At 68.4% G+C, this 13,675-nt stretch carries 10 protein-coding genes; 6 read left to right on the forward strand and 4 right to left on the reverse strand.

Going from position 1 to position 13,675, the window contains the following annotated elements:
• Positions 1-17: 17 nt before the first annotated feature.
• Together ACZYVJ_RS07910 and ACZYVJ_RS07915 are read right to left on the reverse strand one after the other, a co-directional pair.
• Entirely contained in the window at positions 18-1,157 is a 1,140-nt protein-coding gene (locus tag ACZYVJ_RS07910; protein WP_463830495.1) for an FAD-binding protein, read from the reverse strand.
• The gene (locus ACZYVJ_RS07915; RefSeq protein ID WP_463830496.1) at positions 1,154-1,981 is read right to left on the reverse strand and encodes a uracil-DNA glycosylase; all 828 of its coding nucleotides are present in this window, start codon (positions 1,979-1,981) and stop codon (positions 1,154-1,156) included. Before ACZYVJ_RS07915 ends, ACZYVJ_RS07910 begins: the two co-directional genes overlap by 4 nt.
• A 61-nt stretch (positions 1,982-2,042) precedes the next feature.
• On the opposite strand from ACZYVJ_RS07915, the gene tap reads away from it, so the two are divergent.
• From tap to ACZYVJ_RS07935, 4 genes are all read left to right on the forward strand, one after another.
• Positions 2,043-3,284 (forward strand): multidrug efflux MFS transporter Tap, encoded by a 1,242-nt coding sequence (gene tap / locus ACZYVJ_RS07920; RefSeq protein ID WP_463830497.1) that lies wholly within the window; start codon positions 2,043-2,045, stop codon positions 3,282-3,284.
• Between the two features lie 20 nt (positions 3,285-3,304).
• Positions 3,305-4,672, forward strand: coding sequence for an FAD-binding oxidoreductase (locus ACZYVJ_RS07925; RefSeq protein ID WP_463830498.1), 1,368 nt, complete (start codon positions 3,305-3,307; stop codon positions 4,670-4,672).
• A 113-nt stretch (positions 4,673-4,785) separates the two neighbouring features.
• The gene (locus ACZYVJ_RS07930; protein ID WP_463830499.1) at positions 4,786-6,027 is read left to right on the forward strand and encodes a cytochrome P450; all 1,242 of its coding nucleotides are present in this window, start codon (positions 4,786-4,788) and stop codon (positions 6,025-6,027) included.
• Positions 6,027-6,608 (forward strand): TetR/AcrR family transcriptional regulator, encoded by a 582-nt coding sequence (locus ACZYVJ_RS07935; RefSeq protein ID WP_463830500.1) that lies wholly within the window; start codon positions 6,027-6,029, stop codon positions 6,606-6,608. Before ACZYVJ_RS07930 ends, ACZYVJ_RS07935 begins: the two co-directional genes overlap by 1 nt.
• 4 nt (positions 6,609-6,612) lie before the next feature.
• On the opposite strand, the gene ACZYVJ_RS07940 is transcribed toward ACZYVJ_RS07935, so the two are convergent.
• Positions 6,613-7,764, reverse strand: a complete 1,152-nt coding sequence (locus ACZYVJ_RS07940) for an acyltransferase family protein (protein WP_463830501.1) — start codon at positions 7,762-7,764, stop codon at positions 6,613-6,615.
• The gene (locus ACZYVJ_RS07945; protein ID WP_463830502.1) at positions 7,761-9,464 is read right to left on the reverse strand and encodes a DEAD/DEAH box helicase; all 1,704 of its coding nucleotides are present in this window, start codon (positions 9,462-9,464) and stop codon (positions 7,761-7,763) included. The genes ACZYVJ_RS07940 and ACZYVJ_RS07945 overlap by 4 nt, the downstream gene beginning before the upstream one ends.
• Before the next feature lie 122 nt (positions 9,465-9,586).
• Between ACZYVJ_RS07945 and ACZYVJ_RS07950 the strand changes: the two genes are divergently transcribed.
• Both ACZYVJ_RS07950 and ACZYVJ_RS07955 read left to right on the forward strand, forming a co-directional pair.
• The gene (locus ACZYVJ_RS07950; protein ID WP_463832897.1) at positions 9,587-10,189 is read left to right on the forward strand and encodes an LppP/LprE family lipoprotein; all 603 of its coding nucleotides are present in this window, start codon (positions 9,587-9,589) and stop codon (positions 10,187-10,189) included.
• A 61-nt stretch (positions 10,190-10,250) separates the two neighbouring features.
• Positions 10,251-13,664: a TM0106 family RecB-like putative nuclease gene (locus ACZYVJ_RS07955; RefSeq protein ID WP_463830503.1), complete on the forward strand. Its 3,414-nt coding sequence runs from the start codon at positions 10,251-10,253 to the stop codon at positions 13,662-13,664.
• Positions 13,665-13,675 lie beyond the last annotated feature (11 nt).

A 13,675-nucleotide genomic window follows, 5' to 3' on the forward strand; every position in this document is an offset into this window, starting at 1 on the left:
GTTCCCGCCGCCCGGGCTCAGTAGTCCTTGAGCGTGATGGAGGCGACGATGCGGTCGAACACCTCTTGCGGTATCGGTGCACCGCCCGGAATGTTGTCGACGACCAGCCACTGGTTGCGCTTGACGTAGTCGCTGAACTCGCGGTGATAACTGGCGAAGGCGGCTTCGTAGTCGACCGTCCCGTCCTGGGAGGCCGCCTTGAGCTCACCGGCCAGGATGTAGGCGCCCAGCAGCGCGACACTGGTCCCCTGACCCGACAGCGGCGAACAGCAGTACCCGGCGTCACCGACCAGCGCCACCCTCCCCCGCGACCAGCGATCCATCTTGATCTGCGACATCTCGTCGAAGTAGAAGTCCGGTGCGGTCCGCATGTACTCCAGCAGCTGCGGGCGCACCCAACCGTCCCCGGCCATCCGCCGCTCCAGCTCGGCCCATTGGGCCGCGGTGTCGCGGTAGTCGACCCGCAGATCGGTGTCCATGAACCCGACCATCGCCCGCGCCTCGGTGTTGTTGCGCGCGCTGTAGATCCCCGCCATGCTGGCGTCCCCGTAGTGCCACATCTGCCAGTACTCCAGGTCCAAGAAATTGGGCACCGTGAAGATCGCCGCGTGCGTGCCCAGCCGCTCGATGAAGTTTTCTTCCGGCCCGAAGACCAATCGCCGCACATTGGAGTGCAATCCGTCGGCGCCGATCACGAGATCGAAGCTGCGCGGCGCGGCGCGCTCGAAGGTGACCCGGACCGCCGCGCCGTCGTCCTGCACGGCGGTGATGGTGTCGTCGAAGAGATACTCGGCCGTCCATTGGCTTGCGCCATAAAGCAATTCGACCAAGTCGTCGCGCAATAGCTCGATGTTGGGACTGTCGATAGGGGCCCCAGAGGGCGCAGAGAGCGCGGCCTCGGTGTCCCGGGACAATTCGTTGCCGTCACGATCGACGACCGAGGACCCCTGGATTTGCGTCCTGCGCTTCTGGGCGGCGCCGAGCAGGCCCATGCGCTCGAGCACCGTCAAAGCCGGTCCGCGCACGTCGATCGCCTGACCGCCCGGCCTCGGCCCCCGATGGCGCTCCACCACAGTCACCGAAAAGCCATGCCGCCCAAGCCAAAAAGCGGCAGCCGCGCCCGCCACGCTGGCGCCCGATACCAGAACCTCGGTCACTTGATCCCTGCCAGTTCTTTTGCGTCGCGAAAGACGTCGTCAAGCATTGCTGGTGTCAACCTACCGGTGAACATGTTTTGCTGGCTGGGGTGGTAGCAGCCGAGCAATCGCACACCGGGCGCAAGATCGGCAACGACGCCGTGGCCGAACCGGGGCTTGCGCCCGGCGAAGGTGCCCGGTAGCCGCAGCGCGATCTGCCAGCCGAATCCGCCTAGGGCCACGACCACGCGGACATCCTCGGACACCAACCGCCATTCGGCCTGCAGCCAGGGCCAGCAGGCGTCGCGCTCCTCGGTCGTCGGGGCGTTGGCGGGCGGCGCGCACCGCACCGGCGCGACGATGCGAATGTTCTTGGTCTGCAACCCATCCGCGGCGTCGAGACTGGTCGGCTGGCTCACCAGCCCGGCCCGGTAGAGCGCCGCGTACAACTGGTCGCCCGAGCGGTCGCCGGTGAACATCCGCCCGGTCCGGTTGGCGCCGTGCGCGGCGGGCGCCAACCCGACGATCAACAGCCTGGGCCGCACCGACCCCCAGCTGGGCACCGGCCGCCCCCAATACGGTTGGTCGGCGAAGGCTCGGCGCTTGACAACCGCGACGTCCTCGCGCCAGCTGACCAATCGCGGGCAGGCCCGGCAGACGCTGACCAGCGCGTCGATTTCGGGAATCGAACCGGCGTGTTCGGCAAGCTCGACGACGGCGGCGGCATCCGTTGCCACCGGGGTCTGCGGTGTCGCCGGATCACCCGGCCATCCGGCGCCGGCCCCAACCGGAGAGCCGAACATCTGGCCGGTGCGTGGGTGGGCGAGCACAACAACATCCTGCATGAGACGAAAAATTCAGTCGCCGCAAATACCGCTTTGGCATACATTCAGCGGCGATATTCCAATGAAAAGCGGCGGCCCAGCGTTCCTGATCCTGTTCGCCACGCTGATGGCGACGGCGGGTAGCGGCATCTCGATTGTCGCGTTCCCGTGGCTGGCGTTGCAGCACCACAACAGCGCGCGCGACGCCTCGGGTGTCGCGCTGGCCATGACGCTGCCGCTGGTGTTGTCCACTCTGGTCGCCGGCGCGGCGGTCGACTTCTTCGGGCGGCGCCGGGTGTCGCTGATCTCCGATTCGCTCTCCGGGACGGCGGTGACCGCCGTCCCGCTGATCGCCTGGTGGCTCGGCGGCGACGCGCTCAACCTGGCGGTGCTGGCCGTGCTGGCCTTCTTCGCGGCCGGGTTCGACCCGGCCGGGACGACGGCACGCGAGTCGATGCTGCCCGAGGCGGCTGCCCGGGCGGGCTGGTCGCTGGCCCGCACCAACAGTGTCTACGAGGCCATTCTGAACCTGGGGTTCATCGTGGGTCCGGGCATCGGCGGCTTGATGATCGCCACGGTCGGCGGCATCAACACCATGTGGGTGACGGCGGGGTTGTTCGCGTCGTCCATCCTGACGATCGGGCCGCTGCGGCTCGCGGGCACCGGCAAGCCCGAGCGCGAGACCCGGGCCGCCGGGTGGATGTCCGGCATCGCCGAGGGACTGCGGTTCGTGTGGAACATGCGGGTGCTCCGCACGCTCGGCTTGATCGACCTGGCCGTCACCGCGCTGTACCTGCCGATGGAAAGCGTGCTGTTTCCGAAGTACTTCTCCGACCAGCACCAGCCCGCGCAACTTGGGTGGGCGTTGATGGCAATCGGCTTCGGCGGCGTGGCGGGAGCGCTCGGCTATGCCGCGCTGTCGAATTACGTGGGCCGACGCACGGCGGTGCTGACGGCGACCCTCACCTTCGGCGCGGCGACCGTCGGGGTCGCGTTCCTGCCGCCGTTGCCCGTGATCCTGGTGCTGTGCGCGGTCACCGGCGTGGTCTACGGACCGATCCAGCCGATCTACAACTACATGATGCAGACCCGTGCCCCGCATCGGCTGCGCGGCCGGGTGGTCGGGGTGATGACGGGATTGACCTACGCGGCGGGCCCGTTGGGCTTGCTGGTGGCCGGCCCGCTGACCGACGCGGCCGGACTGCAGGTCACGTTCCTGGCCCTGGCGGTGCCGATCCTGCTGATCGGTCTCGTCGCCTGCCGGCTGCCGTCGCTGCACGAACTGGACCGCGCGCCGGAGTTCGCGGAAGACCCGGGGCCGTGACGCGGGCTTAGTATCGGGCCGTGAGCTCTGACGCCCTGGCCGGCCTGATCGCCGACCTGCCCGACGGAATGGTCGTCACCGATCCGACGGTCACCGAGGGCTATCGCCAGGACCGCGCGTTCGACCCGTCGGCCGGCAAGCCGCTGGCCGTGGTCCGGCCGCGGCACACCGAAGAGGTGCAGACCGTGTTGCGCTGGGCCGCCGCGCACCGGGTGCCGGTCGTGACCCGCGGCGCCGGCAGCGGCCTGTCCGGCGGGGCGACCGCACTGGACAACGGCATCGTGCTGTCCACCGAGAAGATGCGCGACATCACCATCGACCCGGTGACCCGGACCGCGGTGTGCCAGCCCGGGCTGTTCAACGCCGAAGTGAAGAAGGCGGCCGCCGAGCACGGCCTGTGGTATCCGCCGGACCCGTCGTCGTTCGAAATCTGCAGCATCGGCGGCAATATCGCCACCAACGCCGGCGGCCTGTGCTGCGTGAAGTACGGCGTCACCACCGATTACGTCCTGGGCATGCAGGTGGTGCTGGCCGACGGCACCGCGGTCCGGCTGGGCGGCCCGCGCCTCAAGGACGTCGCGGGGCTCAGCCTGACCAAGCTCTTCGTCGGCAGCGAGGGCACGCTGGGCGTCGTCACCGAGGTGACGCTGCGGCTGGTGCCCAAGCAGAACGCGTCCAGCATCGTGGTGGCCAGCTTCGCGACCGTCGAGGACGCGGTCGACGCGGTGCTCGGGGTCACCGGGAAGCTTCGCCCCTCGATGCTGGAGTTCATGGATTCGGTGGCGATCAACGCCGTCGAGGACACCCTGCGCATGGACCTCGACCGCGGGGCGGCCGCCATGCTGGTGGCCGGGTCCGACGAGCGCGGCCGCGCCGGTAGCGAGGACGCCGAAATTATGGCCGAGGTGTTCGCGGAACACGCTGCGACGGAGGTGTTTTCGACCGACGATCCCGACGAGGGCGAGGCGTTCGTCGTCGCCCGGCGGTTTTGCATCCCGGCCGTCGAGGCCAAGGGATCGCTGTTGCTCGAGGACGTCGGGGTGCCGCTTCCGGCGCTGGGCGAGCTGGTCACCGGGATCGCGGGCATTGCCGCCGAGCGCGACCTGATGATCTCGGTGATCGCGCACGCCGGTGACGGCAACACCCACCCGCTGATCGTCTACGACCCCGCCGATGCCGACATGACCGAGCGCGCCCACCTGGCGTTCGGCGAGATCATGGACCTGGCGGTCGGGCTGGGCGGCACGATCACCGGGGAACACGGCGTCGGCCGGCTGAAGCGGCCCTGGCTGGCCGGCTATCTGGGACCGGACGTGATGGAGCTCAACCGGCGCATCAAGCAGGCGCTGGATCCGCAAGGCATCCTCAACCCCGGGTCGGGCATCTAGTCGTTTCGCGAGTGCGCGGCTGGCCGCACGTTGGAGCTCGAATCGGCGGCGAGCCGCACACTTGCGCGCCTGCGGCGGTTGACATATTGGCCCTGGTGTCGTACGAATGAGACATGGCTGCTGTTATGTCTCACGACGCACCGGTTAAGTTTCAGCTGGCCACCGCCGACACGTGGTCGAATCCGTGGGCGATGTACCGCGCGTTGCGCGATCACGACCCGGTGCACCACGTCGTGCCACCCAACCATCCCGAGCATGACTACTACGTACTCTCCCGGCACGCCGACGTGTGGGCCGCGGCCCGCGATCACGAAACCTATTCGTCGGCACAGGGTCTGACCGTCAACTACGGTGACCTGGAAATGATTGGGCTGCAGGACAACCCACCGTTCGTGATGCAGGATCCACCGGTACACACCGAATTTCGCAAACTGGTGTCACGGGGCTTTACCCCACGGCAGGTGGAGGCCGTGGAACCCAAGGTTCGGGAATTCGTCGCCGAGCGCATCGAGGGGTTGCGCTCGGCCGGCGGCGGCGACATCGTCACGGAACTGTTCAAACCGCTGCCGTCGATGGTGGTCGCCCATTATCTCGGTGTGCCCGAGGAAGACTGGGCCCAATTCGACGGCTGGACCCAGGCGATCGTCGCGGCCAACACCGCCGACGGCGGTGTCGCCGGAGCCCTGGAAACCGTCGGCGATGCGGTCGGGTCGATGATGGCCTACTTCACCGGGTTGATCGAACGGCGCCGAACCCAACCCGAGGACGACACCATCTCGCACCTGGTGGCCGCCGGTGTGGGCGCCGACGGCGACATCGCCGGCACGCTGTCGATCCTGGCGTTCACGTTCACCATGGTCACCGGCGGCAACGACACCGTCACCGGCATGCTCGGGGGCTCGATGCCGCTGTTGCACGAACGACCCGACCAGCGTCGGCTGCTGGTGGACGACCCCGGCCGCATTCCCGACGCGGTCGAGGAATTGCTGCGGATGACCTCACCGGTGCAGGGACTGGCCCGCACCGCCACCCGGGACGTGACCGTCGGCGAGACCACCATCCCCGCGGGGCGCAGGGTGCTGCTGCTGTACGGGTCGGCCAACCGCGACGAACGCCAATACGGTTCGGACGCAGGCGAGCTCGACTTGACCCGCTGCCCACGCAACATCCTGACGTTCAGCCACGGTGCGCATCACTGCCTGGGCGCGGCCGCGGCCCGGATGCAGTCCCGCGTCGCGCTGAACGAACTGCTGTCCCGCTGCCCTGACTTCGACGTCGACGAATCCGGCATCGTCTGGGCCGGCGGCAGTTACGTCCGGCGCCCGCTGTCGGTGCCCATCCGGGTGAAATCCTGATGCCCGGCAACGACTGGCTGGGCGCGCACCGGACCGAGGCGGCCGCCGACCGGATCCTCGATGCCGCCGAGCAGCTCTACACCCAGCGTGACTCCGACTCGATCGGCATGAACGAAATCGCCCGGGCGGCAGGCTGTTCCCGCGCCACGCTGTACCGATACTTCGAGAACCGCGAGGCGCTGCGAACCGCCTACATCCACCGCGAAACCCACCGGCTGGGCCGCGAGATCATCGCGCGCACCGGCGACATCGAGGACCCACGCGAACGGCTGGTCGCAAGCATCCTGGTCACGTTAGCGATGGTGCGCGAGAGCCCGGCGCTGGCGTCCTGGTTTGCCACCACCCGCCCGCCGGTGGGTGGCGAATTGGCCGGGCAGTCCGACGTGATCGCGGCCCTGGCGGTCGCGTTCCTGCACTCGCTGGGACCCGACGATCCCGCCGTCATCGAACGTCGCGGCCGCTGGACGGTGCGGGTGATCGTCTCGCTGCTGACGCACCCGGGCCGCGACGAGGACGAGGAGCGGGCGATGATCGAGGAGTTCCTCGTCCCGATCGTGACGCCGGTCTCCGCCCGCGGCTAGCGGCTCAGTCCCGGACGCGGGTGAACCGGTGCAGCAGCCACGCCAGCGGGATCGTCACCACCAGCGTCGCTACGTACAGGTACAGCATCGAGCCGGTGTAGACGCGCGCGCCGACGATGTAGTCCATCGCGAATTCCATGGTGATCAGGTGAATCAGGAAGATCTCGTAGGAGATCTCCCCCAGCCACACCATCGGGCGGCTGGCCAGGATCCGCGAATACCAGCCCTGGGCACCGGGAGCGCCCCCCAGGGCCAGCGGGGCCACCGCGAGCGCGGCGATGACGGCGTAGAAGCACGTCTTGAACAACGCCTCGCTCAGCGTCGCCGGGGAGGTGGTGGGCGCACCGGCAATGGGCGTGGACACGATGAAGTAGCAGATGACGGCCAGCGGTATGGCCACGAACCCGTAGCCGCGCACCCCCATCTCCTGCAGCACGGTGAGTATCATTCCGGCGAGGAACCAGGCCAGATAGGTGGGGAGCCACAGCCGCGCGCCATCGGGAAACCAGTGGTCGGTATGCACCAGCACCAACCAGGCCGGGCTGATCAACGTCATCCCGGCCAGGGCGCCTAGCACCAGTTTCGGTTGCCACTGCCGCCGGCAGATCACCACCAGCAGCAGGTAGGCCAGCAGCGGCAGGATGACGTAGAACGAGCCCTCCACCGCCAGGCTCCACATCTGCGTCAGCCCCTGGTGCAGATACTTGCCCAGGTAGCCGTTGCAGTAGATCTGCGTCAGCGTCAGGTTGCGCGCCAGCCCCAGCCAGCTGTGTCCGGGGTTCGGCCCGGCGTTGCGGTAGTGGTAGAGCACATAGGCGAACAGCACGGTGATCACGTAGGCGGGCATGATGCGCCGAACCCGATGCCACGCATAGCGACTCAGTGACGGCGGTGCGCCGCTGTTCGCCGCCGACTTCACCCACGGGCGAAACAACAGGTAGCCGGAGAGCACGAAGAAGATCGGCACCCCGATCTCCATCCGGGAACCGACCAGGCCCCAATATCCGTGCGTGTATTTGCCGGTGGTGTAGGCCGCGTGGGTGCCGACGACCAGGAGCGCGGCGACCGCACGAACCCCGGTCAGCGAGGCGACCCGGTCGACGCGAGAGGTCTGCTCGAGCCCGCCTTGGGCGTCTTGCTCTTCCGACAGCGTCATCCGCCGTGTTTCCTGCGCGGCTTCCCACCCTCTCGGCCACGGGGCTTGTTGGCGGATGAGCGCTCGGGCTGGAGGTTGATCAGAACCCCCGAAATGCGGGTGTTTTCAAGCCTTTTGAAGATCGAATTGGGCAACTTTTCCGGCAGCTCCACCAGGGAGAAATTCGGTCCGATCGCGATGTGGCCGAAGTCGCTGCGATGCAGCCCGCCCTCGTTGGCGATGGCGCCGACGATCGCGCCCGGGCCGATCTTGTGCCGCTTGCCCACCGCGATGCGATAGGTGGCGAAAGGCTTAGCATTCCTTGGCCTTTCGGGGCGGTCGCGACGTTCGGTGCGCCGCTCGCGCCGCTCCGGCGGCGGTTCGGGCGACATCAGGAATTCCTCGCCGTCGCGGGACTGCACTGCCAGCGCGGCGGCGATGTCGGCCATCGGCGTGTCGTGCTCGCGTTCGTAGTCCTGGACCAACTTGCGGAACAGGTCGATTCCGGGTGAACCGAGCGCGGTTGTGATGGAATCGGCGAACTTGGCCACCCGTTGGGCGTTGACGTCCTCGACGGTGGGCAACTCGGTTTCGGTAAGCGTTTGGCGCGTGGCCTTCTCGATCGCCTTGAGCAGGTGGCGCTCGCGCGGGGAGACGAACAGCAGCGCGGATCCCGAACGTCCGGCCCGGCCGGTGCGCCCGATCCGGTGCACATACGACTCGGTGTCGTGCGGGATGTCGTAATTGACCACGTGTGATATCCGCTCCACGTCCAGCCCGCGCGCGGCCACGTCGGTGGCGACCAGGATGTCGATGCTGCCGTCCTTCAGGGCGGCGACGGTCCGCTCGCGCTGACCTTGCGGGATGTCCCCGTTGATTGCGGCCGCGGAAAACCCTCGGGCCCTGAGCTTTTCGGCGACTTCTTCGGTGGCCTGCTTGGTTCTGACGAAGACGATCATCGCCTCGAACTGCTCGACTTCCAGCACCCGGGTCAGCGCGTCCATCTTGCGCGGGCCGGCGACCTGGATGTAACGCTGCGAGATATTCTCGGCGGTGGCGGTTTTCGCTTTGGTGCTGACCTCGAGGGGGTCGTGCAGATACTTGGTGGTGATCTTGCGGATCGCGGGCGGCATGGTCGCGGAGAACAGCGCCACCTGTTTGTATTCCGGGGTTTCGGACAGGATGCGATCGACTTCTTCGGCGAAGCCCATCGTGAGCATCTCGTCGGCCTCGTCGAGAACCAGATAGTCGACGTGGGACAGGTCCAGCGTCCCGCGCTCGAGGTGGTCGATGACCCGGCCCGGCGTGCCGACCACCACGTGGGCGCCGCGGCGCAGACCGGCCAGCTGGACGCCGTAGGACGAGCCGCCGTAGATCGGCAGCACGTTGATCTTGGGCAGGTGGGCCCCGTACCGGCTGAACGCCTCGGCCACCTGCAGGGCAAGTTCCCGGGTGGGGGCGAGCACCAGTGCCTGGGTGGCGGTGCTGGTGACGTCGATCTTGGACAGGATCGGGATCGCGAAGGCGGCGGTCTTGCCGGTGCCGGTCTGCGCCAGACCGACGACGTCGGAGCCCGCCATCAGCGCCGGGATCGTGGCGGCCTGAATGCCGGTGGGCGACTCGTAGCCGACGTCGGCGATCGCCCGCAGAACCGAGGGATTGATCTGCAGGTCGGCGAACGTCGTTGAGGCAGCTTCAGTCGAGCTGTCCGAGGGGGTCATCGTCCAAGGAGTCTAGTGGTGATCCCGAGCGCAGCGGACCTGAGCGCTGCCGGTGAGAAGCCAACCCGCCGATCCGGTGATCATCAGCACACCCGGCCATGCCTGCCGCGGCCCCGGACCCGATGACGGTACGGTCCCCAGATGTGTGGTCGTTGCTGTGTCGTACCGAGCCACTGACCGGCTCGGCCGCTGTCGCTCTCATCGCCTTCACGTTGACAGGCTGCGGGTCGGGGGACTCCACCGTCGCGAAGACGCCGCAGGCCAGGACGTCGGAGACCGCGTCGATCACGGCCCCGGCCACGCCGCCGGCCGCCGCCCCACCCGGGAACGCCCCGCCCACCGATCCCTGCGCGGTCAACCTTGCGTCGCCCACCATCGCGAAGGTGGTGTCCGAGCTGCCCCGCGACCCGCGCAGCCAGCAGCCCTGGAACCCCGAACCGCTGGCCGGCAACTACAACCAGTGCGCACAGCTGTCGGCGGTCATCATCAAGGCCAACACCAATGCGGTCGCTCCGACCACCCGTGCGGTGCTCTTCCACCTGGGCCAGTTCATCCCGCAGGGCGTGCCCGACACCTACGGGTTCAACGGCATTGACCCCACGCAAACCACGGGCGACACGGTGGCGCTGACCTATCCCGGCGGGATCAACGGCCTGAACACGGACGTGAAATTTCACTGGAACGGCAACGCGGTCGAACTCATCGGCAACACCCCCGCTCACTAATCTCCGGGCGCGCCCGCCCGACATGGCCCTCCTGTCGGAGTGCTGACCTACAGTGACTCCAATGTTGGTCTCCGGCGACAGCATCGTTTACAGCGCATCGGATCTTGCTGCCGCCGCCCGCTGCGAATTCGCGCTCCTGCGGGACTTCGACGCGAAGCTGGGCCGCGGCCCCGCCATCACGGTCGAAGACGAACTGCTCGCGCGGACGGCCGAGCTCGGTAGCGAGCACGAGCGACGCGAACTCGCCTCGCTGCGCGACCGGTTCGGGCAGGCCGTCGCGATCATCGGCCGCCCGGCGTACACGCCCGCCGGCCTGGCGGCCGCCGCCGACGCCACCCGCCGCGCCGTGGCCGACCGCGCCCCCGTGGTGTATCAGGCGGCGATGTTCGACGGCCGCTTCGTCGGCTTCGCCGATTTCCTGATGCGCGACGGCGAGCGGTACCGCGTCGTCGACACCAAACTGGCCCGCTCGGCGAAGGTGACCGCGCTGTTGCAGCTGGCGGCCTACGCCGACGCGTTGGCGGCATCCGGCGTCCCGGTCGCACCGGAGGCCGAGCTGCGGCTGGGCGATGGAACCGCGGTGCGGCACCGCGTTTGCGACCTGATCCCCGTGTACCGCTCTCAGCGGGCTCGGCTGCAGCGCCTCCTCGATCAGCACTACGCGGGCGGCGCGGCGGTCCGCTGGGACGACGAGGGCGTGGCGGCGTGTTTTCACTGCCCGCTCTGCATCGAACAGCTGCGGGCGGCAGATGACGTTCTACTGGTCGCCGGCATGCGAGTGAGCCAGCGAGACAAGCTCTTTGACGCCGGGATCAGCACGGTCGCCGAGCTGGCCGATCATCGCGGACCCGTGCCCGGCCTGGCGGCCGGTGCGTTGAACAAAATGACCATCCAGGCGAAACTGCAAGTCCGGCAACGCGAAACCGGTGTTCCTCAGGTCCAGGTCATCGACGCGCAGCCGCTGGCCCTGCTACCCGAGCCCGACCCAGGGGACCTGTTCTTCGACTTCGAAGGCGACCCGCTGTGGACCACCGACGGGCGCGAGTGGGGCCTGGAATACCTGTTCGGTGTCTTGGAGGCCGGGCCGACGGGCACGTTTCGCCCGCTGTGGGCGCACGACCGGGCCGAGGAACGCAAGGCGCTGATCGACTTTCTGGCGCTGGTGGCCAAGCGTCGCAAGCGCCGCCCCAACATGCACATCTACCATTACGCGCCCTACGAGAAGACCGCGTTGTTGCGACTGGCCGGGCGCTACGGGGTGGGCGAGGACGAGGTCGACGAACTGCTGCGCAGCGGTACGCTGGTCGACCTTTACCCGTTGGTGCGCAGGAGCATTCGCGTTGGCGCGGAGTCGTTCAGCCTCAAGGCGCTGGAGCCGCTCTACATGGGGGCCCAACTGCGCGCGGGCGACGTGACCACGGCCACCGGTTCGATCACCTCCTACGCACGGTACTGCGAACTCCGGGCGGACGGCCGCGGCGACGAGGCCACATCGGTGCTCAAGGAGATCGAGGACTACAACCACTACGACTGCCGGTCGACACAGGAGCTGCGCAACTGGCTGATGTTGCGCGCCTACGAATCCGGCGTGGTGCCGATCGGCGCCCAGCCGGTGCCCGACGGCAACACCGTCGACGACCGCGACCGGCTGGCGGTGACATTGGCGGCGTTCACCGGGACCGCCGGCGTCGACGACCGCACCCCGCGGCAGACGGTGGTGGCGCTGCTGGCCGCGGCGCGCGGCTACCACCGGCGCGAGGACAAACCCTTCTGGTGGGCGCATTTCGACCGGCTGAACTTCCCGATCGAGGAGTGGGCGGATAACACCGATGTGTTCGTCGTCGAGCAGGCATCGGTCAGCGTCGACTGGCACACGCCGCCCCGCGCGCGCAAACCGCAACGGCGGCTGCAGCTACGCGGCGAGCTGGCGCGCGGCGACTTGAAGAGCGACGTCTTTGCGCTCTACCACCCGCCGGCTCCGCCCGGCATGACCGACAGCCCGGACCGGCGGGCCGCCGGGCGGGCCTCGGTCGTGGAGGCCGACGATCCGGCGGTGCCCAGCGAAGTGATCGTTCTCGAACGAGTTGGCAGCGACGGCAACACCTTTCACCAGGTGCCGTTCGCGCTGACGCCCGGGCCGCCGATCCCGACGACGGCCCTGCGGGAATCGATCGAGGCGACCGCCGCCGCGGTGGCCGCCGGCTTGCCGCAACTCCCCGACAGCGCCATCGTCGACGTGCTGTTGCGCCGGGCGCCCCGCACGGGCAGCGGCGCCCCCCTGCCACGTGGCGACGACACCGTCGCCGACATCACCACGGCGCTACTGGATCTGGACTCGTCGTACCTGGCGGTGCACGGACCGCCCGGCACCGGCAAGACGCACACCGCCGCCCGGGTGATCCACGACCTCGTCACCACACACGCCTGGCGCGTCGGCGTGGTCGCGCAGTCGCACGCCACCGTGGAGAACGTGCTGGATTGCGTGATCGACGCCGGCCTGGACCCGCAGCGGATCGCGAAGAAGCGCAACGACCACCGGGCCCCGCGCTGGCGCGAGATCGACGGGGGCGCCTACGCCGCGTTCCTCGCCGACACGCCGGGATGCGTGGTCGGCGGGACGGCATGGGATTTCGCCAACGCGAACCGGATACCACCGGGAAGCCTGGATCTGCTGGTGATCGACGAAGCCGGCCAATTCTGTTTGGCCAACACCATCGCCGTGGCCCCGGCCGCCGCCAACCTGCTGCTGCTCGGGGACCCCCAGCAGTTGCCGCAAGTCAGCCAGGGCACTCATCCGGAGCCGGTGGACAATTCCGCGCTGGAGTGGCTGGTCGACGGTCAGCGCACCCTGCCCGACGAGCGCGGCTACTTCCTGGACCTCTCGTACCGCATGCATCCGTCGATCTGCGCGGCGGTTTCGGCGCTGTCCTACGAGGACAGACTGCGTTCCCACGACTGCACGGCCGCCCGCCACCTCGCCGGGTATCCGCCTGGCGTTCAGCTGCTTTCGGTTGAGCACCAAGGCAATTCGACCGACAGCCCCGAGGAGGCCGACGCGATCGTCGCCGAGATCAACCGGATGCTCGGCGCGTCGTGGACCGACGAACACGGCACCCGGGCGCTGACCGCCGCCGACGTGCTGGTGCTGGCGCCCTACAACGCCCAGGTGGCGCTGCTGCGTCAACGGCTGGCCGCAGCGAAGCTCGACGGAGTGCGGGTCGGGACGGTCGACAAGTTCCAGGGCGGACAGGCGCCGGTGGTCTTCGTCTCGATGACGGTGTCGTCCATGGACGTGGTGCCCCGTGGAATCTCCTTCCTGCTCAACAGGAATCGACTCAATGTCGCGGTGAGCCGGGCCCAGTATGCGGCCGTGCTGGTGCGCTCCCCGTCGCTGACGGAGTATCTGCCCGCCACACCGGCGGGCCTGATCGACCTGGGTGCATTTCTGGCGCTCACGCAGCCCGATCTGCGGTGACCGCCCTAACC

It is taken from the genome of Mycobacterium sp. IDUB_3, assembly GCF_055419585.1.